This is a genomic window from Acinetobacter sp. YH01022, assembly GCF_013420235.1.
In the GTDB taxonomy this organism is placed as follows: Bacteria; Pseudomonadota; Gammaproteobacteria; order Pseudomonadales; family Moraxellaceae; genus Acinetobacter.
Genome location: NZ_VOYP01000016.1, coordinates 37677 through 59215, shown reverse-complemented (window position 1 = coordinate 59215; position 21539 = coordinate 37677). Strand labels below are relative to the sequence as shown.

Here is a 21539-nt window from a genome sequence, read left to right as displayed (position 1 = left end):
AATGAACACAGTTTCCGATGAATGAAGCAAGCAAAAAATAAGCGGACCAAAATGATCCGCTTATTCAATTATTTGTAATATTTATGCTTTTGGCAAAGTCACACCAGTTTGTCCTTGATACTTACCACCCCGGTCTTTATATGAAGTTTCACATACTTCATCAGATTCAAAGAACAACATTTGCGCAACGCCTTCACCTGCATAAATACGTGCTGGCAAGTTGGTGGTATTTGAAAATTCCAGTGTCACATGTCCTTCCCACTCTGGTTCAAGTGGAGTGACATTCACAATAATACCGCAGCGTGCATAAGTCGATTTACCAAGACATACAGTCAAAACATTACGCGGAATACGGAAATACTCTACAGTACGAGCCAAAGCAAATGAATTGGGCGGAATAATACAGACATCGGATTCAATGTCGATAAAGCTTTTATCATCAAAGTTTTTTGGATCGACAATTGCTGAATGAACATTGGTAAATACTTTAAATTCGCGTGCACAACGAACATCATAACCATAGCTTGAAACACCATAAGAAATGAGTTTTTCACCAGTTTCATCATAACGTACCTGGTTTTCCGCATACGGTTCAATCATGCCGTGTTTTTCGCTCATTTCGCGAATCCAACGATCAGACTTAATTGCCATTATTTCAATCCAAAAATAGTTAATTCGATTATTGCGCTGTACTTTAACTGAAATTGGCTACAATGAAAATAATGATCAGGCGATGAGGTGTTTTTTTACAAAATGTATATTTTCATCGCCGTAATTTCAAGACTTAAAAGTTTAAAGACTCAAAATAGCAGAATAACTTAATGGAATTGAAAAACTGATTAAGATGATAGAAGCAGTCTTTTGCAAATTGGATTGATTTAACCAGCGTACTTTATTAGAAGCCAGAATTGATCCAATAAATGTCCAGAACAAGGCAATCGGGACAATGAGAACCAGAAACATTGCAATATGCGCAGCATAATTATTCACACTGAGCCATGCCGTACTTGGAAAAACAGCCGAAGCAAATAGTAAGGCTTTAGGATTGAGTAAAGTTGCACAGAACAATTCGCGGGCACGGATGGTCGGCAGATTAAAACTTGCTTCAATATCGGCAGTTTTCCAAAGTTTAATGGCGAGGAAAATAATATAGAATGCACTCAGTAGCTTTAACAAGGTCGGAAGCATGGGAAATTTAGCTGAAACGCTACCAATGATCATGCCCCAAAGCGTAATTGCAATTAAATAACCAATCGCTTCAGCAGGAATCAATCGTAATGATTTACGTACACCGACCTGAATGCCGGAAGATGCAAGCAAGGTATTTGTTGGACCAGGCGTCAATAAAATGCTAATGACTAAACCAATGAATAACCATGAAATCATATGCGATCTCTCTATAGAGTGCACGAAGAGTAAATCAGTTTATTGTACTTGGCAAATCAGAAATTTCACATCTTTTAAAATTGCCCAATCTGTTTTATTAATTTATTAAATTTCAATAAATTAAAGTTATTTTTGTAGTTTAACTCCTGAGTCATTTGTTAAAAAAAATTTCAACAAATACTATTTTAAGGTTGATCATTTATATTTATCTGGCTTGATCTGTCTCTGAGGGATCGATTCAGGCACAATACATCATCATTTAAGCGGCCTATTTTTATGGCAAAACAGTTCTTTCAGTCCTGGCTTCCCTCACCGCAAAAAGTTGCAGGGATGAAAGTAATGAAAATTTTTGGTGAGCGTACCTTAAATCCTTTACTTTGGTATGTGAACAGAAAGTCCATTTCAAAAGCTGTTTTTATTGGCACGTTTTGGGGCATGCTACCTTTACCATTTCACAGTATTTTGATTGTATTGACGGTATTGCTATTTGAAGTCAATTTACCTGTGAGCTTATGTCTTGCCTGGCTGACCAATCCTTTTACCCTGGTTCCAATTCTGTATCTGGGGTTCTGGTTAGGCAGCAAAATTTTCCAGGTCAATATGATTGATCAGGATATGATGCTGGGGGTGTTGCATCAGATCAGCCACGCTATCACCCACTTTGGGCATGGACACATCGACTTGAGTCTGGCGAAAATTTTATTATTCGGGTTGGTACTAGAGGCTTTCATCTTTGCAATTATATTCTTCGTGATTACCCGATTATTGTGGCGATGGAATATTATTCAGCACCATAAACGGCGCCGATATTTTCAATAATCATTGCATCTTTTAACTATATTTCACTATTTAGCCTATTCATATTCGCTTTAACAATAAAATAAACTTCTGTCTAATTGTTGATCCCCCGATTTATTTCCTCCCATCAAGAGAAAATTAAAGGAATTAAAGCCCAAACAACATTGGGCTTTTCGAAAATATTGCTTTAATCAGACAGTAAATTTAAAAAATTCTATTGTGTGGTTTTTCTACTTTCGGCAATTGATCGGCAATTTTTTGCGCAATCGCCATATAACTTTCAGCTGCATCATCCCCCACGAGTACAGAAGGTTTACCAGCATCGGCATTTTCACGGATTTGCACATTGAGCGGTAAACGCCCGAGTAAAGGAATATGGTATTGTTCAGCCAATTTGTCACCTCCACCTGTACCAAAAATCTGTTCCTCATAACCACAATTAGAGCAGATATGGGTCGACATATTTTCCACTACACCAATTACCGGAATCTGGACCTTATTAAACAGTTCAATGCCTTTGGTTGCATCCAGTAAGGCAACATTTTGCGGGGTGGTGACAATCACTGCCCCGGTCACCGGAATACGCTGCGCCAAAGTTAATTGAATATCCCCTGTCCCTGGTGGCATATCAATCATCAATACATCCAGGTCTGGCCACAAAGTCTGATTAAATAATTGCATTAAAGCGCCAGTCGCTTTGGGACCACGCCAGGCAACCGGGGTATTGTTATCTCCGGTTAGATGTCCAATCGAGAGTACTGCCATACCGTAGGCATCCAGCGGAACAAAGTTTTCTGCTTCAATCATGGGCGTACGTCCGGCATTGCCCAGCATGGTTGGAATACTCGGCCCATAGATATCTGCATCCAGAACACCGACTTTTAAGCCAAGTTTCTGTAAAGCCAATGCAAGATTGACGGTGGTGGTCGATTTGCCCACTCCCCCTTTACCTGATGAAACCAGGATCACATTTTGAATGCGTGGATGCTTGGGCACATCTCTTTGCTGCGGTGCCGGTTTCTGGATTGGTGGGTTATTCGGATCTTCTGCAGCTTTGCTTTCAGCTGGAGCAGTTTGTCCGGCAGCATCTACCACAGGGGGAAGTTTTTGCGCTGAAGCTGCCGTTGAAGCCTGTGCATCACTTGCACAGCTATGCCCCTGTTTGCCATGCTCAGGATTAGAACAGCTTTCATCCTGTTTATGCTTTTGTTGAATAACATGCATATTCAGTTCCCGGATGCCGCATTTTTCCAGTGCATCGGCCAAATCATCATGAATTTGTTGTAAATGATCAGCTTCTTCAGGATAAGTATGAAGAGTGATTTGTAATACCTGACCTTCTACATTGACCTGAGTAATCCGGTCTTTCAGGGCATGCTTGGAATTGGGCAAGATATAGCCCTGTAACACATTCTGGATTTCTTCCTCCTTCACCTCTTGCGCGGGTGAAAACACAGATTTAAGCGAAGAAAGCCACGACATAAGTTTACTCCAAGTACGGACATACAGCTGAATAGTATAGTTTAGCTTTAAATGCCTCGAAGGTTAAGCATAGTTCTCTATAGCTTGATGAATGTATGAATAAATCCAAATAAATCGATAGCTTGGACTATTTCATATTGTATTTTTATTTATGTCTTCAAAACCCTTGTTTAAGTCGTTTACCTAGTAAGCATATAGGGCGGTAAAACAGCTTCAGGTCAGATTAATTTATCCAGCATCCAGCCTTATTTCTGTTAATAATTCTGCTACAGACATGCTGCTATTTTGTTCTTTATATTGATAAATTGTTTTGATTGTCATTTTATTTTGGGGATAACATGTTACTTAAATATATAATTCCAGTGATTTTTTTGTCAGTAGTGTCATTTAATCACGCAGCGAATGAGACATCATCCATCCACACGCCTTCTGGTCAGTCCATCAGTTTGGGAGATTCTTATTCCGACATGCAAAACCGTATGTCTTTATCCCCCAACTCCATGAGCACACATGAAATCAAAGAAGGAAAAAACCATTATCTAGCCATGGACTATACCTATACAGTTGAAAATATGCTTTACACCATTACCATCGTGAACGATCGGGTGAAAAAAATTGAATGGCTGAATACCGATCAGGATATTAATAAAGATCAAATTACAAAAGAATGATGCAAAATCATTCATAGAAATGGCGACACTGGATAGTCCTTAGCGGTAAAATAACTTTAAAAACAAGCAAATCCAAGTCGCATCATTTTTTAATTTGTACAGGTCTTGGTGGCTATATTCTTTAGCTCTTCCAATTGACTACAGGTATAGGTGTTAAGTTCATCACATCTAATCGCAGCGGCATGTTGCAGTCCTGAACGGGATTTAAATTGCAGCGGCATACTCAGCAAACCGCTGCAATACAAGATAAAGTGTTTATCTCCAAAGATAATCTGCGTTTAAAGAATCATGACCACGACAGCGCACGATGACCTTTATTTAACCGGAATCATCAAGTGCTGATAAGGCGTTCCGGGCCACATGACATAAGGTACGGCAGTATCTGGCTGGGCATTTTGGGGATACATGTTATAAAAACCAGATTCGGCACCGACAATCATGACGTGTGGGCCGGTCTTGATCCAATGGTTACCTTTGGTGGGTTTTTGGGCATATGGGTCGGTATTACTGGCATCGGTTCCACCCGCCAACATATACATAAAGCCGATTTTACCTACATTTGGCGGTTTGTGTCCCATCCAGGCTTCTGCCCATTTCAGCGCATCCTTGTCCATGCACATTGGATCTGGACCGGGGGTAGTCGGATTATCAGGCATACAGGTAAAACCATTATTGCCTTTGCGCAAAGTGCGCATCTTGCCATCTTTGCCTATAACCACAATGGTGGCTGCTGCACTGACTTTTTTCGGTGCTGCGCTCATGGCGCTGGCGATAGCCTTCTGGTCAGCTGCGGAGGTACTGCCCGGTTTGCCACCTGTGGTCTCCGCTGCAAGTATGGCCAGTGTGGATAGAACTATCCATCCGCTCATCATTAATATTTTAGCGATGTTCATGGTCTTTTTCTCCAAATAGGAGGTTATGTTTGGACCCCTCACTCAAGTTATAAGATCCAATATTCGCCTTATAACAAAAATAGCTAAAATGGAGAAAAGCATCATTATTGTTTTATGGATTATTTTTAACCACATTTAATTATTCCATCAATATGATGTACCGCAATGCACAGATTTCATAACAAATGAAATCACTAGGACACAATAATTTACCAATATAGAAACCATGCCACTCACGGTATCCTGAACATAAAACGATCTTATTTGGACTGTCCCCAATATTGTGGAAAAATATTGTCTATTCTCTTTTTGAATAGGGAAAGAACATGATAAGTGATCATCACTTCAGATGTAGTGACAGCTTAAATTTTTCATTAAAAACGCAGCTTCAGCTGCTTTAACCTGTGCTAAAAATTATAGAAGGCTTTAATTTTGCAGCTTCTAATCAGGCAACTGATAAAAATTCTCGAACAAGAGTTTTCTAATAAAAGTTTTTTAATATTTGATTTGGTTTTTTAAATATGGTTCTTTTCAACATGTTTTGAGTTGCCCCATCTAAGCAAGCGGCCACAACTTGAAGGAATTGCCAGCTCCTGCCCACATCTCAAGCACGAAATGCGGCTTCTATTACAGAAATGTCAATTTTTTTCATGGTCATCATGGCATCAAATGCACGTTTGGCAGCCGCACGGTCAGGACTGGTATAAGCTTTCGTTAGGACGATTGGGGTAATCTGCCAAGAGATTCCCCATTTATCTTTACACCAACCACATTCGCTTTCCTGACCACCATTTCCGACAATCGCATTCCAGTAGCGATCCGTTTCATCCTGATCCTCGGTCGCCACCTGAAATGAGAACGCTTCGTTGTGTTTAAATGCTGATCCGCCATTCAGTCCGATGCAGGCAACGCCTAGCACGGTAAACTCCACAGTTAAAATATCCCCTGCTTTCCCTGATGGATAATTTCCAGGTGCACAATGTACTGCACCGATCGATGAATCAGGAAAGGTCTCAGCATAAAATCTTGCAGCGCCTTCAGCGTCATTATCGTACCAAAGGCATATGCTATTCTTTGCAATATTCATCATTTCACCTCTTTATAGAGACTAGAGTTGATGTGATTCGTCATCACTGTCCAATATGTCCAATATCGGTCTAAATATGCTATTCAACACTTTTTCTATATTTAAGCAAAAAATGGAATAGGCCTATTTCATAATTGTATTTTTATTAATCTAAACGTATTTTTTAGTGAGCAAAACTACTAATTTTTCATAGGATTTAATGAATGATGATAAAAAATTATGAGATAGGTTTGTGGTATTCCTCTATCACTAAAATATTTTCATTTTGATAATTAACGATAATTCATGGGAGTCTGAGAGACGATCATTTTTAGGGGGATTACCGATAATTAAATGATTACTACTTTCATTAAATGCTGATTTAGAGTTAAACATAATTTTCACAATATTTTTGGCGTCTAAATCCCTATTTTTATTCATGAAAACCGTATTAGACTTAAGTAGCAAAAGATAGAGGATATTCGTCAGGAATTGATTAATGTGGGCTTTTTGATAGTTTTTTTTGATGCTGCCATGGTTAGAAAAATAGCTAAAGTTGCTGAATTTGAACGATGGTTGATGATTTAAAAATAAACGATTTATCAAAAGAAATAAAAAACGAGCCTCTGTACTCCTCCGGAGTTCCTTCATATTCACCTAAAGGATAAATTAGCTTTATATCCATGACTGAAGCACACGTTCATCCATACTCAAAGACACAATATAGCCCAGCAAAATGGTACATTCTCAGCTCACCCCGATCGAGATAATAAAGGTTAGACAGGATATTCTTGACCTTTTGTACAATATTGTGCCGAATGCCCTAAGCTTTTAGTAAAGTCAAAAACCGCGTTGTGCAGGGTCAAGTACCCATTTAAGGAAAATACATTTTCCTCAGCAAACTCCTCTTTAGGTTTGATACATTATGGCTTTTCACATCAATGCCTTATTCCTCATCTTTGATTTATTGACTAAGAGAAGTTCACCTCTTCAGCAACGCTCATAAAGTAATGGAGGCACCATAGTTTTATATAACCGACTCGCCGAGTAATAAAAAATCTTACACCTAACACCTAAAAAAATATGCCCACCTTAAATATAAGTATTTTAGTAGGAATTACTACTTTAATTATAATTGTAAATACAAAAATTAAAATAAAACAACACATCCAAAATATGAGTAATTTAGTAGGAATTATTCCTAAAAAACAATGAAAAAACATATCAATAAAAATAGATAATATTAAATTAAATGTTTGTAAATAAACAATAAAAAATTGAAAAACAATATTCTAGTTAAATAATATTAATTAAATTAAAAAAACACACTTTAAATACTATCAATTTAGTAGGAATTACTAAAAAAAATACGTTCATTAAATTAAAAAACAGATTATAATCACGAGCAATTTAATAGGAATTATTACCACAATAATAATCCATTAAATATATTAATTAAAATAAATAAAATATTTCCTAAAATACACCCGAAAATTTCATCATCGTTGAAAAGTTAAGTCTATTACTTTGTGCCAAGATTGGTCGCAGGAGCTTTTCATGAGTGGAAAAATTGATGTGCGCGAAATCGACGCTTTAGTCGATGCACAAAATGGACGTATTACTCCATCTATTTATACAGATCCAGATTTATACGAATTAGAACTTGAACGCGTGTTTGGTCGTACATGGTTATTCCTTTGCCATGAAAGCCAGATTCCTAAAGCCGGTGACTTTTTTAACACCTACATGGGTGAAGATCCGATTATTGTGGCACGCCAAAAAGACGGTTCAGTTAAAGCATTCTTAAACCAATGTCGTCACCGTGCTATGCGCGTAAGCTTCGCAGACTGTGGTAATACCCGTGCGTTCACTTGCCCATACCACGGCTGGTCATACGGTATTGACGGTTCTTTAAAAGACATTCCGCTTGAAGAGCGTGCTTACCCACAAGGGGCTTGCAAAAAAGAATGGGGATTACTTGAAGTAACCCGTGTTAAATCCTACAAAGGCCTGGTATTTGGCTGCTGGGATGAAACAACGCCTGACCTAGAAGAATACATGGGCGATATGGCTTGGTATTTAGATGGTGTTCTAGATCGTCGCCCTGGTGGTACAGTGATTGTTGGTGGTGTACACAAGTGGGAAATCGAGTGTAACTGGAAATTTGCTGCTGAACAGTTCGCATCTGACCAATACCACGCATTGTTCTCTCATGCATCTGCAGTACAGGTGCTTGGTGCAAAACCGGACGATGATGCGTCTAAACACCTTGGTGCAGCACAAACGGCCCGTCCAGTGTGGGAAACAGCGAAAGACGCGATCCAATTCGGTTCACGTGGCCATGGTTCAGGCTTCTTCTTCACCGAAAAACCAGATGCAAACGTTTGGGTAGATGGTGAAGTAGCAAACTATTTCCGTGAAACTTATGAAGAAGTAAAAGAACGTTTAGGTGAAACCCGTGCACTGCGTCTAGCAGGTCACAACACCATGTTCCCGACACTGTCTTGGTTGAACGGTACTGCAACACTTCGTGTATGGCACCCACGTGGTCCAAACAAAACTGAAGTTTGGGCATTCTGTATCTGTGATGCTGATGCACCACAAGACGTGAAAGATGCATTTGAACGTTCTGCAACCCGTGCTTTCGGTCCTGCTGGTTTCCTTGAGCAAGATGACTCTGAAAACTGGGTAGAAATTCAAAAAGTATTACGTGGTTATAAAGCTCGTCAAAACAAACTGATCGTTGAGATGGGTAAAGGCAGCGAAAAAGTACGTGAAGATGGTGTCCCTGGTATCACCAGCTATATTTTCTCTGAAACAGCAGCACGTGGTTTTTATCGTCGTTGGGCAGACCTGCTGATTCATAAAGAATGGGAAGATGTTGAGAAAGCAACTGAAGCATATGAGAAGGAGCTTGTGAAATGAGTCAAATCAGTGTGGAACTTCATTACGAAATCAGTCAGTTCCTTTATCGTGAAGCAAAATTGCTGGATGACTGGAAATTCCGCGAATGGCTGGATGTTATGGCAGACGACGTTTCTTACGTCCTGCGTACGACGCCAAACGCGCAAACCCGTGACCGTCGTCGTTCAGTTGAGCCACCAACAACTTGGGTGTTCAACGACAACAAACATCTGTTGGAACGCCGTGTAGCACGTCTGGAAACAGGTATGGCTTGGGCGGAAGAGCCTCCATCACGTACCACTCACATGGTGAGCAACGTGATTGTCGAGCCAACTGAAGTTGCAGGCGAATACGACGTGTACGTGACTTACCTGTTATACCGTTCTCAAAAAGAGAAAGATATTACGATTTACTGTGGTAAACGTCACGACAAGATCCGTAAAGTTGAAGGTGGTTTAGGCTGGCAAATTTTTGACCGCAAAATCACCCTAGACCAAGTGACTTATACCTCACATAACCTGAGTGTGTTCTTCTGATGAATAAGATTTTTGTTTGTCAAGTTACAGTCTAGATATCCGTAGTTTACGTCAGCTGTATGCTAGATGCTTTGATGAATAAAAATCTAGTCTGATCAAAACGGACTTATCGGCAGCCTGTTCTTAGGCTGCCTTCCTTTTAAGGAGTCTCTTATGGCTATCAAACTTATTTGTGCATCTCATAGCCCTTTAATGGAATTTGCTTCACCTCAGGAAAAACGCAAAGAACAGGTTGTTCGTGATGCCTTTGCCAAACTGGCAGTTGAAGTAAAAGCTTATGACCCTACCCTGATCATTACTTTTGGTCCTGACCATTTTAATGGTTTTTTCTATGACCTGATGCCAAGCTTCTGTGTCGGTGTTCGTGCCAAGGCTGCAGGTGACTGGGACTATGGTAAAGATAATGACCACCTGAATGTACCTCAAGACAAGGCACTGGCTTTGGTTCGCAATGTACTGGATGAAGGTGTGGATGTTGCATATTCTTATCGCATGCAAGCCGACCATGGGGTAACCCAGCCTTTACATTTCCTCTGTGAAGGTCAGCTTGACCGTTATCCAACAATTCCGGTTTTTATTAATGGCGCTGCAGCACCCATGCCCACCACCAAGCGTACCATCGCTTTAGGCCGTGCTGTAGGTCAGTTTATCAAATCTTTAAACCTTGAAAATGAACGTGTACTTGTACTGGGTACGGGTGGCCTTTCACACGATCCACCGACTCCGCAAATGGGTTCTGTGCCACCAGAAGTGGAAGAGTTCCTGATTGCGGGCCGTAACCCGACACCTGAAGCACGTAATGCCCGTCAGGCGAATGTGATTTCTGTCGGTCAGCGTCTGGCTGCAGGCGACAAGAGCATTTCTGTGCCTCTAAACCCTGAGTGGGATCTGGCATTACTTGAAAAATTCAAAAATGCAGATTTCGCTGCACTGGAAGCCATGACTGAAGCTGAAATCCGCCGTGACGGTGGCCGTGGTGGTCAGGAAGTTCGTGCCTGGATGGCTGCATTTGCTGCCTTGAGCGAACTGGGCGAATACGACATGACGACACATTGCTATGAAGAAATCAGTGAGTGGATTGCGGGCTTCGGCATCGTATCTGCTGAGTTAAAAGCTTAATGACATGAGCAACATCGAAACCATCCGTGGCAATAGCGTAAATAAAATCAACGCTGAAGCGCATACGGTTGAATTTCAAAATGGTGACGGTGTTGCTTATCACAAGCTGTTGCTTGTAACGGCTGGTATAGGATGTCACTTGGTAAGCTAAGGATACGTTGAGTAAACATATTTATACTCTGCTTAATCTGGAAGAATCACCGGCACTGGTTCCCATAGTGCAGCCAGGCCGCCCAGACTTTTCAATTTGCCGAAAAAGTTGCCTGAAGGCGAAGGTATTGATTGGAATGTTGGGATTATAGATGCTACAAAAATTCTAATCTAAAGGTCTAAAACAGAAGAAAAACTATAGTGACCAGAAAAAAACGCATTTTCAAACAGCTAAAATTTTTAACAACTGTGCAACTCCCTTAAGAGATGTATTTGAAGTGGCCGTAAAGAATAATATTATTTCTAGAAATCCAATGAATAAAATCAAAAACCGTAAGGTTCAAGTTGAAATACCGGACCCCTTTACAAGAAAAGAAATGGAAACTCTTCTTTCATGGCTAGGATCAGAATAATTTTAGCCAATAAAGATATTTGGCAGAAAATCAATTCCAGTTATTGATATAGACAAATCATGTTGCTTAAAAATATTTTTTAACTGCTGTGTGAGTTAAGTTTAAACAGTTTTTATTGTATAAAAATCAGCCCTGAATGGGCAGGGCTGATTTTTAACTGGTTGATGTAGCATTTATTATGAAGATAAATCTACACACAGATATTTCATTTCGAGATATTCATCAATACCGAATTTAGAACCTTCACGTCCTAAACCAGATTGCTTCACACCACCAAATGGCGCAACTTCATTAGAAATGGCACCGGTATTAATTCCGACCATGCCATATTCCAATGCTTCACCGACACGCCATTGACGCGCTGTACTCTGTGTGAATACATAAGTAGCCAAGCCAAACTCGGTATCATTTGCCATCGCCACCGCTTCTTCTTCCGTGTGGAAGCGGAATAATGGAGCCAATGGACCAAAAGTTTCTTCTTTAGCCACTTTCATGTCCTGGGTTACTTCAGTCAGCACGGTAGGCTCAAAGAAAGTGCCGCCTAGACTTGAACGCTGGCCACCAATTTTAATCTGTGCACCTTTGCTCGCTGCATCTGTAATATGCGACTGCACCTTGGTAATTGCATCTTCATCAATTAACGGGCCTTGAGTGGAACCGTCTTGACGGCCATCACCCACTTTTAAATTGGCTACAGCGGCAGTCAATTTCTCAGCCAGCGCATCATAAATGCCATCTTGCACATAAATACGGTTGGCACAGACACAGGTTTGACCGCTATTACGGAACTTGCTGACCATAATGCCCTGAACCGCCTGCTCCAGATTGGCATCATCAAAAACCAGTACTGGCGCATTGCCACCCAGCTCAAGTGACAGTTTTTTGATGGTTGGCGCACATTGCTGCATCAAAATGCGGCCGACTTGAGTCGAACCGGTAAAGCTCAGCTTTTTCACTGTGTCGCTTTCGCACAAGGTTTTGCCCACTTCAATGGCATCGCCACTAATGTGCAGCAATACATCTTGTGGTAAACCTGCCTGTAAAGCTAGCACTTCCAGAGCATAGGCTGTTAATGGCGTTTGCTCAGCCGGTTTAACCAGCATAGAACAGCCGGCAGCAATTGCAGGCGCAGCCTTACGGGTAATCATGGCTGCAGGGAAATTCCACGGCGTAATTGCAGCGGTGACCCCAATTGCCTGTTTGATGACCAACAAGCGCTGATTCGGCAACGTTGGTGTCAGCACTTCACCGTCAATACGGCGCGCCTGTTCAGCAAACCAGCGGATAAAGGAGGCGGCATAAGCAATCTCACCGCGCGCTTCAGCTAAAGGTTTACCTTGTTCAGCAGTCAAAATCTGAGCCAATGACTCTTTATTTTCCTGCATCAAATCAAACCAGGCCCACAGCACATCAGCGCGTTGTAATGCTGTTTGTGCTTTCCATGCCTTCTGTGCCGTCTGTGAACGAGCAATTGCTTGTTCTACCGATGCACGGTCATGGGATTTCACCCATGCCAGCGTGTCATGTGTTGCCGCATCTTTTACTTCGATGTAATCGCCACTTAAGGGCTGATCCAAGCAAACATCCGGATGCTGTAATAAATATTTCAAATGATCTGGAAGCATTTCAATCCCTCATTCATTCTTATGCAGTTAAAGTTGCAAATCCCTGTTCTAAAATAGCCAGGCCTTCACGGAATTGCGCTGTTGGAATGGTTAAAGGATATAGGAAACGAATCACATTACCAGAACGACCGCAGGTTAAAATCAGCAGGCCATTTGCCATTGCATAGTTTTGCACCGCTTTGGCCTGTTCAGCCGTTTCCAATTCTACTGCAACCATTGAACCCAGCGCGCGAATATCAGTGACTACATTGCTGCTGGCTTTAATGTTATTTAATACCGAAACCAGTTCCGCACCCAAGACATTGGCACGATCACACAGACCTTCACCTTCAATCACATCAATAACTGCATGTGCTGCAGCAACGGCGATCGGACTACCCGCATAAGTACCGCCTAAGCCGCCAGGATTCGGTGCATCCATAACTTCAGTACGACCAACCACGCCAGAGATCGGGAAACCACCGCCCAGGCTTTTTGCCATCGTGATCAGGTCTGCTTTGGTTTCGTAGTGATTCATGGCAAACAGTTTACCGGTACGGGCAAAGCCTGTTTGTACTTCATCTGCAATCATCAAAATACCATGCTGATCACACAATGCACGTAAACGCTTTAAAAATTCTGCCGGTACAACATTAAAACCGCCTTCACCTTGCACAGGCTCAAGTACGATTGCCGCCACATCATGTGCAGCCACATCTTCAGCAAAAATGTCTTCAATGCTTTGGATGGCATCGTCCACAGTAATGCCTTTTGACTCTACCGGATAACGTGCATGGAAAACACCCGCCGGCATTACCCCAAAGTCACGTTTGTAAGGGGCAGTTTTACCCGTCATGGCCATGGTCATGAATGAACGACCATGGAAACCGTTACCAAAAGTTACAATGCCGTGACGGCCAGTATAGGCACGGGCAATTTTAACTGCATTTTCTACTGCTTCAGCACCAGTAGAAAAGAATGAGGTTTTTGCAGGGCCGTCAATTGGTGCACGCTCATTAATACGCTCAGCAAGAGAGACATAACTTTCGTAAGGTACAACCTGATAGGCTGTATGGGTAAATTTTGTTAATTGTTCAGTAACAGCAGCAATAATTTTAGGATGACGATGACCGGTATTCAGTACCGCAATACCACCTGCGAAATCGATATATTGATTGCCTTCAGCATCCCAAATTGTCGAGTTCTCTGCTTTCTCCGCGTACCATTGACACATGACACCAACACCACGAGGCGTCGCTTGCTGTTTACGTGCATTCAGTGCAGAGTGTTTACTGTCCATTTTGTATCCTCATTCTTGATTCATACAGTGTAAAATTTTGGCATCCATATCATGTGATTGATGAGATGCAAATGACTGGTTGATCTTCCTCATTTTGCGCTTTTATCGGCCTGACACGAGAGCCACTTTGAATCAGATAGACAGGGCCAATTCACCCTGTCCCGAAGATTTAAAAAATCAAAAAACAGAATAATTAAATACAAATCATAAACTTGAAATTACACCATAAAAAAATAGCACCTTTTTATAAGGTGCCATCTTGATAACTGAGAGCAAAAATTTAGAAATTGTACATAAACAGTAAATTCAGCAGTCGGCTATGGCCTGCTGCATCTCCTTGCGCCAAAGAACCGGCATCACCGCCAATGAATACATCATTTTTACCGATGATATATTCGGCTGCCAGCGAAAACTGCTTAACATCCAGCTGAGCACCCAAAATATTGCGTGTAGATGTGGCGAAACCGGACTTGTCTTTATCAAAGACGGTATAGCTGACATAAGGCGTCAGATCGTAATCCTTATAAAAATCAGTCATTTGATAATCCAGATTCGCCACATAATAATTGGCTTTATTGGCCACATGATACTTCGATTCAAAAGAACCTACCGTCGCATAATTTGGATTATCTACAGCCTGGGTATCTGCGCGATTCTGTCCGGCAGTCAGGGTCAGGTTTGCATTCTGGTAGTTTAAGCGACCAAACACATTCCATGCATTGCGATGCCCAGTTTGACCATTGCGGTTATTTTCCAAATCTGAATACCAATACGAGCCGCCAACATTCAGTTTAACCGGGCTGTCCTGTAGTGGAATCTGCTGATTGATACGTGCAACCCACATGTTTTTTTCTTCAATGTCATCGGTGCTGGCATCTTCCGGCTTGACATAATTGGCCGCATAACGCGCAGCATCGTCACCAGTGCCGGCAAAACTTCCCCCATCACGCACAAAATAAGCCACATTGACTTTGGTATTTGTACCTAGCTGCTGCTGCCAGTTAATACCCAGATTATGCACATCTTCCAGTCCGGCATTGTCCATTGAACTGCCGTACCAGCTGCTGCTCCAGAAGCGGCCAATACCAAAAGGCATATCTTGCAGACCCAAGGTGATGCGGCTGTCATCATTCAGCTTATAGCCCAAGTTGGCATTCACCAAAGTTGAAAAATCACATAGGGTATCATTTTGATAGCAACGGTATTCCACATCGCCGAACAATGACTTGGCATCATATTTCAGGCTGAGTTTCGCCGCATTAAACTTTACTTTATGGTCACTGTCCGAATAATCCTTATCCTGATAATTCGCTCGTAGCCACCCCGATACGGTCAGTTTGCCTAAATCGGTATCGGCATCTCCCCAAGAAAGCGAATCTGCCTGCACGGTGGCAGACATCGTAACGGCACTGGCGACAAGCGCACAGAACGAAAATGGTTTTACTAAAAAACGTTGCGACATTATAGAAGCCCCAAAAAAGAAATAATAATTTTCAAAACCAGGTCGCTGGCAAAAGCAAAGTTTCTGACCAAATGGAATCAGCAAAGGCGTTAAATATCCAAACTTATGCCGGGTCAAATATTGCATCCTGCAAGAGACCCTACCCTTAACCTGGATAGATGCCGCGCTCTTGGCGAGCCATCAGAATTCGTTCACATGCCAAAATATAAGCTGCGGTACGTAAAGAACATCCGGCCTGCATGGCTTTGAGCCAAACGTCATGCACAGCATTTTTCATGATCACATCCATGCGCTGATTGATTTCTTCTTCTGTCCAGAAATAGCTGGCAAGGTCTTGTACCCATTCGAAATAGCTGACAGTCACGCCACCAGCATTGCAGATCACGTCCGGTACAACAGTGATTTGACGCTGACTCAGGATTTCATCCGCTTCAGTGAGGGTCGGACCATTGGCCCCTTCCAAAATGATCTTGGCTTGAATAGTTTGGGCAACATGCACATCAATCACCCCTTCCAGCGCCGCAGGAATAAACACTTCTGCGGGAATTTGCCAGAATTTTGCCATCGCGATTTCGTCGCTTGCAGCAAACCCCTGAATCTTGTGATAGGTGTTTGAATATTCCATTAACTTGGGAATATCAATCCCTTGTTCCTGATATAGGGTTGCGGAGTGATCCTGTACGCAAATCACTTTGCTGCCATTTTCATGAAACAGCAAGGCGGCTTCGCTGCCGACATTACCAAACCCCTGCACACACACCCGGGCATCCTTTAAATCCAGGTCAATTTGCTGCGCCACTTCACGCCCGCTAATATACACGCCACGTCCTGTGGCTTTACTGCGGCCTAAAGAACCGCCAAGATGCACGGGTTTCCCGGTCACCACACCGGTAATGGTAGAACCGGCATTCATGGAAAAGGTGTCCATCATCCAGGCCATAATTTGCGGATTGGTCCCCACATCCGGTGCCGGAATATCCTTTTGCGGCCCAATAACCAAATTGATTTCTGCGGTATAACGCCGTGTCAATCGTTCTAGTTCACGCTTGGATAACTGGCTTGGATCAACCCGTACACCGCCTTTGGCCCCCCCAAAAGGTAAATTCAGTGCCGCACACTTAATCGTCATCCATGCCGACAGTGCCATCACCTCATCTAAATTGACATCAGGATGGAAGCGCACACCGCCCTTGCCCGGACCGCGGGTCAAATTATGCTGAACTCGATAACCTTCAAAATGCTGAACGCTGCCATCATCCATAATCACCGGAATATCCACAATCAGGCTTCGCTTCGGACGTCGCAACATATCCAGTCTTTCGCTGAGTTCACCCAGATAAGGAGCCACTTTATCCAGCTGTTTCAGATAATTGTTCCAGGCCGTCGTACCGTGCTCGGTATAGGTGAGCCCCTTCATCATTGTGTTCATTGCATGATCCTATTTTTTGTATGCAGACGCATTTCCTTGCGACCGCAAAAAGTATAAATTTATCTCTGCTTGTCGGCATTTATTGATTCAGCTCTGTAGCCAGCGTGATCTGAGCTAAAACATTCAGCTTGGATTTTTCGCTTTGGCTTTAACCAAGATATGTGTATATTGCCTGCCGTTTACAGGCCCGTATTTACATGCACTGTGCAACAACGGGATACTTTACAATTACTGCCTGACCAGATTATTTTGCACATACCGATATCGCTCTCACGAGAGCCACTTTGAATTTGTAGGAGAGAGCCAATTGCGTAGCTTGCTTGGAGACTATTTGCTGCAGCGATTACAGCAAGATATCGATGGAACATTGCAGCTACGATTATTTCGCTGCTTACGTAATGCCATAATTGACGGCGTATTGGCACCCAAGACTCGTCTGCCGGCATCCCGCGATCTGGCCAAAGAGATCAAGGTTTCCCGTAATACGGTATTAAGTGCGTATGAACAATTACAGGCACAAGGGTATGTCGATGCCCGCACAGGACAAGGCACCTGGGTCACAGATAAACTGCCCGAATCCTTTTTAATCAAGGCGGAAAATAGCAACGCCCCTATTCAAGAAAAAAAATCTCAGCAAAGTTACAGCTTGTCTCAGCGTGGTTCTTACTTAATCGGCTATTCAGCAGCCTCGCCTTATCAATGGGGTGCTTTTGTTCCCGGTGCACCGGATGTGACAGAGTTTCCGCATCACATTTTTAGCAAAATTCAGACCCGTTTGAGCCGTGAACCGGAAATTACCCGCTTGATTTACAGCAATGCTGGCGGCTGTCTGGAACTGCGCCAAGAACTTGCGGAATATCTGAAAATTGCACGTTCGGTGCAATGCGATGCCGATCAAATCATTATTACCGAAGGCACGCATCAGGCGATTGATTTAGTCTCGCGTACCTTGAGCGACATTGGCGATGAAGTCTGGATCGAAGATCCAGCCTACTGGGGCGCCCGCAACATTTTGCGCATTAACGGGGTCAATCTGCGTTCACTGCCGGTCGATCAGGAAGGCATTATTCCTGATCTTGATCCGAAAGTACCCCCCAAGCTGATCTTTGTTACACCCTCCCACCAGTATCCGCTAGGTTCACATCTAAGCCTGGAACGACGCAAACAGCTGATTGCAATTGCCCGGCAGCATAAAAGCTGGATTGTGGAAGATGATTATGACAGTGAATTCAGGTTTTCAGGCCAGCCCTATCCGTCTTTACAAGGATTGGAACCTGATTCCCCGGTCATTTATATGGGCACATTCAGCAAAACCATTTATCCTGCACTGCGTATCGGCTATCTGGTGGTTCCGAAGAAACTGTTTTCCCCGCTGCGCATTGTGGCCGCAGAACTCTATCGCGGTGGACATTTAATTGATCAGAAGGCACTGGCAGAATTTATCCGTGAAGGCCATTATGAGGCGCATATCCGACGCATGCGCTTACTCTACAGTAAACGCCATGCATTTCTGATTGATTTAATTCACCGTCATTTAGGTGAAGATTTTCTGCACGAATACAACACGGCAGCAGGCCTACACCTGATTTTAAAACTGCCAAGCAGCAGTGATGATGTCCTGATTGCATCGAATGCACTTGATCAAGGTATTAAGGTCAGAGCCCTATCGCAATACTATACCAAGCACTATTCTACCCGGCAGAAAGGATTACTGCTCGGTTTCGCCTGCGTGAGGGAACAAGAAATATTGGTGGCTTTCGGCGTACTGTTGAAATGCTTGCGCGACAATGGAATTCATACTTTAAACTAGTAAAATTCCGATTCTAATTAAAATTTTATTTTTAAAATCAATATATTATAGGCCAGTTTTTAAACAAGGAGTAAAACCTTTTATGGCCACTTCATTTTATTTAGTCTTTATTTTTCTGTAAACATTTCTTTCTGTAATTTTCACCTTTTTAAAGCAATTGGCTCCCTTCAATAGCTAAAAAATGGCTCTCGTCACCTGACAACAAAAAAGAGAAATTAGCAGCATACATAAACAGCATGTAACAGTTTTGTAATCAAAGTGTGATTTTTCATGTGTTTATAGAAACATCAGCTTTATTAAGTTTAACTTAAAATTAATGAAGTGATTGCGAATTCGGTTACAGTTTCAAAGGATAGATAGTGTACACAAGGTAGAGAGCTCTATTGCTGTTACACTATGGATATTAAGGGAAATTATATGGCAGAACATCAACATGTCTCCACGCCCGATTCATCACACGGCTTAAAAAGTGGACTTAAGTCACGTCATCTTACAATGATCTCGATTGCCGGGGTAATTGGTGGCTCACTGTTCATTGGCTCTGGTAATGTAATCTACTCGGCAGGTCCCGCTGCAATTTTGGCCTATGCTTTTGGTGGGTTGCTCATTCTATTAATCATGCGCATGCTGGGTGAGATGGCCGTTCTCAACCCGGATAGCGGTTCATTCTCAACCTATGCTGATCGTGCAATTGGCCGCTGGGCAGGTTTTACCATTGGCTGGCTGTATTGGTGTTCTTGGGCCTTACTGATGGGCTGGGAAGCGTATGTCGCAGGTAAAATTCTCAACAGCTGGTTTCCGTTTATCCCCATCTGGGGCTATATGCTCCTAGTGATTGTGTCATTGGTTGTAGTTAACTTACAAAATGTCAAAAACTATGGTGAATTTGAGTTTTGGTTTGCACTGATCAAAGTGATTGCAATTGTTATTTTCTTAGTCATTGGTAGCTTGGCCGTCATGCACTTATGGCCATGGAGCCAAGCAGGTGCGACAGGTATTACCCATTTAACCGCTGAAGGTTTCATGCCCAATGGTTTCTCTGCGGTAATCACGGCATTACTCGGAGTTATGTTTGCCTACATTGGCGCTGAAATTGTGACGGTGGCTGCCGCAGAATCACAAAACCCTGCACGTGAAATCCGTAAAGCATCGAACTCAGTGGTATGGCGTATCATGTTGTTCTATGTTGGTTCAATGCTTATTACCGTCTGCCTCATTCCACATAACAATCCACTACTCAAAGACCCAACTTGGGGAACCTATAGTGTGACCTTAACTGCACTTGGTATTCCAGAAGCAAAACACATTGTCAATTTTGTGGTTCTGACTTCAGTGTGTAGCTGTTTTAACTCTGCACTCTATACCTGTTCACGCATGCTGTTTTCATTGTCAAAACGTTGCGATGCACCGAAAAGTTTTGGTTTAATCAACCGTAATGGTAGTCCTTGGATGGGTGTTCTGGTGTCATCATCATTCGCTTTATTGGCAACCTACCTGACGGCCACTGAAAGTATGAATGTCTACGACATCTTTATGTTAGCGACAGGTACAGCGGCACTCTATGTCTATCTCACCATTGCTTTTTCTCAATTACGTATGCGTAAGAAATTAGAAGCGGAAGGACAAGTGATTGACTTTAAAATGTGGTTATTCCCCTGGCTGACTTATCTGGCAATTTTCTTTATTATTTGTGCCCTGATTACCATGCTGGTTGAAGGAACATATTTCAAAGAAGTGACTTATACCAGCTTGCTTGCACTCTTTATTGTGGGATTAGGCATCTGTGCACAAAAATTCAATTGGGGTAAAGATTCACAAAAAAAAATTTCGCAAAATAGAATAAACCTGAGCGACAATATTTAACGCTCAAGCTGATAAAATAAATCTTGGGGACAGAATCAGACCCAGCTGGTAGGTGAATCGTTAATCTAAACTTTCACCTACCAATAACAATAAAAGATCTTTTATCATTCAAAAACTGCTCTTCTTTTTATCGGATATAAATAGTAGCAACGTTCTCAATAGTCGGGCATCATCTGCCTAAAATGCCTTAAATAATCTCCCATTTTATAGATCTTTTTTTCTTGGATAACATGGCGAACAAAATCAAGTTCCCGATAGTCCTTATCTTCAGATTTTAGATTTTCTAATACTGGATCTGATAAAGGGCGCTTTTTAATATCTGAACGCTTTATTGTGTATCACAATGGTTTCAATTACTTATCAATAATACACGATATGATCAAACTCATATACTCGGTTAAGCTCAGTTATATACAGGCATAAAAAAAGCCTAAACCATTGAGATTTAAGCTTCATTTACTTATATATCGTCATTCAACAACATACAAATTTAAGAGGTGGCGTCAATTGAACTCAAAACCTAACTCATTCATTTTAAAGCTCTTTTGTTGAATAAAAAAATTCATTGACCCAATTTTGACCCAAATTAGATTTAGTGCATTGAATCACTTTAAAATCTTGTTCAAATCCGAATTCAGGATTTGAAGTAGCGT

The 21539-nt window shown here is 42.0% G+C and carries 17 protein-coding genes; 8 read left to right on the top strand and 9 right to left on the bottom strand.

Features of this window, described 5'->3' with window-relative positions; all coding sequences use genetic code 11:
- Positions 1 to 81 precede the first annotated feature (81 nt).
- Positions 82 to 651 (bottom strand): dCTP deaminase, encoded by a 570-nt coding sequence (gene dcd / locus FTT87_RS07755; protein WP_086174816.1) that lies wholly within the window; start codon positions 649 to 651, stop codon positions 82 to 84.
- Between the two features lie 141 nt (positions 652 to 792).
- A complete protein-coding gene (locus FTT87_RS07750) occupies positions 793 to 1386 on the bottom strand; it encodes a LysE family translocator (protein ID WP_086195995.1) in 594 nt (197 codons plus the stop codon).
- 270 nt (positions 1387 to 1656) lie between these two features.
- Here FTT87_RS07750 and FTT87_RS07745 point away from each other — a divergent pair, with 270 nt between their 5' ends.
- Positions 1657 to 2205 carry a DUF2062 domain-containing protein gene (locus FTT87_RS07745; RefSeq protein WP_373423504.1) on the top strand — a complete coding sequence of 183 codons (549 nt, stop codon included), beginning with the start codon at positions 1657 to 1659 and terminating at the stop codon, positions 2203 to 2205.
- 183 nt (positions 2206 to 2388) lie between these two features.
- On the opposite strand, the gene apbC is transcribed toward FTT87_RS07745, so the two are convergent.
- The gene (apbC, locus tag FTT87_RS07740; protein WP_086195997.1) at positions 2389 to 3666 is read right to left on the bottom strand and encodes an iron-sulfur cluster carrier protein ApbC; all 1278 of its coding nucleotides are present in this window, start codon (positions 3664 to 3666) and stop codon (positions 2389 to 2391) included.
- Between the two features lie 338 nt (positions 3667 to 4004).
- Between apbC and FTT87_RS07735 the strand changes: the two genes are divergently transcribed.
- A complete protein-coding gene (locus tag FTT87_RS07735) occupies positions 4005 to 4337 on the top strand; it encodes a hypothetical protein (protein WP_086195998.1) in 333 nt (110 codons plus the stop codon).
- A gap of 314 nt (positions 4338 to 4651) precedes the next feature.
- On the opposite strand, the gene FTT87_RS07730 is transcribed toward FTT87_RS07735, so the two are convergent.
- Both FTT87_RS07730 and FTT87_RS07725 read right to left on the bottom strand, forming a co-directional pair.
- The gene (locus FTT87_RS07730) at positions 4652 to 5230 is read right to left on the bottom strand and encodes a hypothetical protein (RefSeq protein ID WP_180081220.1); all 579 of its coding nucleotides are present in this window, start codon (positions 5228 to 5230) and stop codon (positions 4652 to 4654) included.
- A 604-nt stretch (positions 5231 to 5834) separates the two neighbouring features.
- Positions 5835 to 6317 carry a VOC family protein gene (locus FTT87_RS07725; protein ID WP_200223048.1) on the bottom strand — a complete coding sequence of 161 codons (483 nt, stop codon included), beginning with the start codon at positions 6315 to 6317 and terminating at the stop codon, positions 5835 to 5837.
- 1536 nt (positions 6318 to 7853) lie between these two features.
- Between FTT87_RS07725 and hcaE the strand changes: the two genes are divergently transcribed.
- From hcaE to FTT87_RS16225, 4 genes are all read left to right on the top strand, one after another.
- Positions 7854 to 9221, top strand: coding sequence for a 3-phenylpropionate/cinnamic acid dioxygenase subunit alpha (gene hcaE / locus FTT87_RS07720; protein WP_166167679.1), 1368 nt, complete (start codon positions 7854 to 7856; stop codon positions 9219 to 9221).
- Positions 9218 to 9736: a 3-phenylpropionate/cinnamic acid dioxygenase subunit beta gene (gene hcaF / locus FTT87_RS07715; RefSeq protein ID WP_180042443.1), complete on the top strand. Its 519-nt coding sequence runs from the start codon at positions 9218 to 9220 to the stop codon at positions 9734 to 9736. Before hcaE ends, hcaF begins: the two co-directional genes overlap by 4 nt.
- A 153-nt stretch (positions 9737 to 9889) precedes the next feature.
- Positions 9890 to 10855 carry a 3-carboxyethylcatechol 2,3-dioxygenase gene (locus tag FTT87_RS07710; RefSeq protein WP_180042444.1) on the top strand — a complete coding sequence of 322 codons (966 nt, stop codon included), beginning with the start codon at positions 9890 to 9892 and terminating at the stop codon, positions 10853 to 10855.
- Between the two features lie 4 nt (positions 10856 to 10859).
- Entirely contained in the window at positions 10860 to 11006 is a 147-nt protein-coding gene (locus FTT87_RS16225; RefSeq protein WP_180042445.1) for a hypothetical protein, read from the top strand.
- Between the two features lie 588 nt (positions 11007 to 11594).
- On the opposite strand, the gene FTT87_RS07700 is transcribed toward FTT87_RS16225, so the two are convergent.
- The 4 genes from FTT87_RS07700 to FTT87_RS07685 form a co-directional block, all read right to left on the bottom strand.
- A complete protein-coding gene (locus tag FTT87_RS07700; RefSeq protein WP_180042446.1) occupies positions 11595 to 13043 on the bottom strand; it encodes an NAD-dependent succinate-semialdehyde dehydrogenase in 1449 nt (482 codons plus the stop codon).
- Positions 13044 to 13062: 19 nt separating this feature from the next.
- Positions 13063 to 14322: a 4-aminobutyrate--2-oxoglutarate transaminase gene (gabT, locus tag FTT87_RS07695; protein ID WP_166167689.1), complete on the bottom strand. Its 1260-nt coding sequence runs from the start codon at positions 14320 to 14322 to the stop codon at positions 13063 to 13065.
- Between the two features lie 280 nt (positions 14323 to 14602).
- Positions 14603 to 15784, bottom strand: a complete 1182-nt coding sequence (locus FTT87_RS07690) for a hypothetical protein (RefSeq protein WP_180081222.1) — start codon at positions 15782 to 15784, stop codon at positions 14603 to 14605.
- A gap of 145 nt (positions 15785 to 15929) precedes the next feature.
- Entirely contained in the window at positions 15930 to 17201 is a 1272-nt protein-coding gene (locus tag FTT87_RS07685) for a Glu/Leu/Phe/Val dehydrogenase (RefSeq protein WP_166167856.1), read from the bottom strand.
- A gap of 319 nt (positions 17202 to 17520) precedes the next feature.
- Here FTT87_RS07685 and FTT87_RS07680 point away from each other — a divergent pair, with 319 nt between their 5' ends.
- Complete coding sequence (locus tag FTT87_RS07680) at positions 17521 to 19023, top strand: PLP-dependent aminotransferase family protein (protein WP_166167694.1); 1503 nt, start codon at positions 17521 to 17523, stop codon at positions 19021 to 19023.
- A gap of 417 nt (positions 19024 to 19440) precedes the next feature.
- Entirely contained in the window at positions 19441 to 20886 is a 1446-nt protein-coding gene (locus FTT87_RS07675; protein ID WP_180081224.1) for an amino acid permease, read from the top strand.
- Positions 20887 to 21539: the final 653 nt, after the last annotated feature.

Coding starts and splice junctions, on each gene's coding strand:
- dcd (WP_086174816.1), bottom strand. CDS start 651: ATGGCAATTAAGTCTGATCGTTGGATTCGCGAAATGAGCGAAAAACAC.
- FTT87_RS07750 (WP_086195995.1), bottom strand. CDS start 1,386: ATGATTTCATGGTTATTCATTGGTTTAGTCATTAGCATTTTATTGACG.
- apbC (WP_086195997.1), bottom strand. CDS start 3,666: ATGTCGTGGCTTTCTTCGCTTAAATCTGTGTTTTCACCCGCGCAAGAG.
- FTT87_RS07735 (WP_086195998.1), top strand. CDS start 4,005: ATGTTACTTAAATATATAATTCCAGTGATTTTTTTGTCAGTAGTGTCA.
- FTT87_RS07730 (WP_180081220.1), bottom strand. CDS start 5,230: ATGAACATCGCTAAAATATTAATGATGAGCGGATGGATAGTTCTATCC.
- FTT87_RS07725 (WP_200223048.1), bottom strand. CDS start 6,317: ATGAATATTGCAAAGAATAGCATATGCCTTTGGTACGATAATGACGCT.
- hcaE (WP_166167679.1), top strand. CDS start 7,854: ATGAGTGGAAAAATTGATGTGCGCGAAATCGACGCTTTAGTCGATGCA.
- hcaF (WP_180042443.1), top strand. CDS start 9,218: ATGAGTCAAATCAGTGTGGAACTTCATTACGAAATCAGTCAGTTCCTT.
- FTT87_RS07710 (WP_180042444.1), top strand. CDS start 9,890: ATGGCTATCAAACTTATTTGTGCATCTCATAGCCCTTTAATGGAATTT.
- FTT87_RS16225 (WP_180042445.1), top strand. CDS start 10,860: ATGAGCAACATCGAAACCATCCGTGGCAATAGCGTAAATAAAATCAAC.
- FTT87_RS07700 (WP_180042446.1), bottom strand. CDS start 13,043: ATGCTTCCAGATCATTTGAAATATTTATTACAGCATCCGGATGTTTGC.
- gabT (WP_166167689.1), bottom strand. CDS start 14,322: ATGGACAGTAAACACTCTGCACTGAATGCACGTAAACAGCAAGCGACG.
- FTT87_RS07690 (WP_180081222.1), bottom strand. CDS start 15,784: ATGTCGCAACGTTTTTTAGTAAAACCATTTTCGTTCTGTGCGCTTGTC.
- FTT87_RS07685 (WP_166167856.1), bottom strand. CDS start 17,201: ATGAAGGGGCTCACCTATACCGAGCACGGTACGACGGCCTGGAACAAT.
- FTT87_RS07675 (WP_180081224.1), top strand. CDS start 19,441: ATGGCAGAACATCAACATGTCTCCACGCCCGATTCATCACACGGCTTA.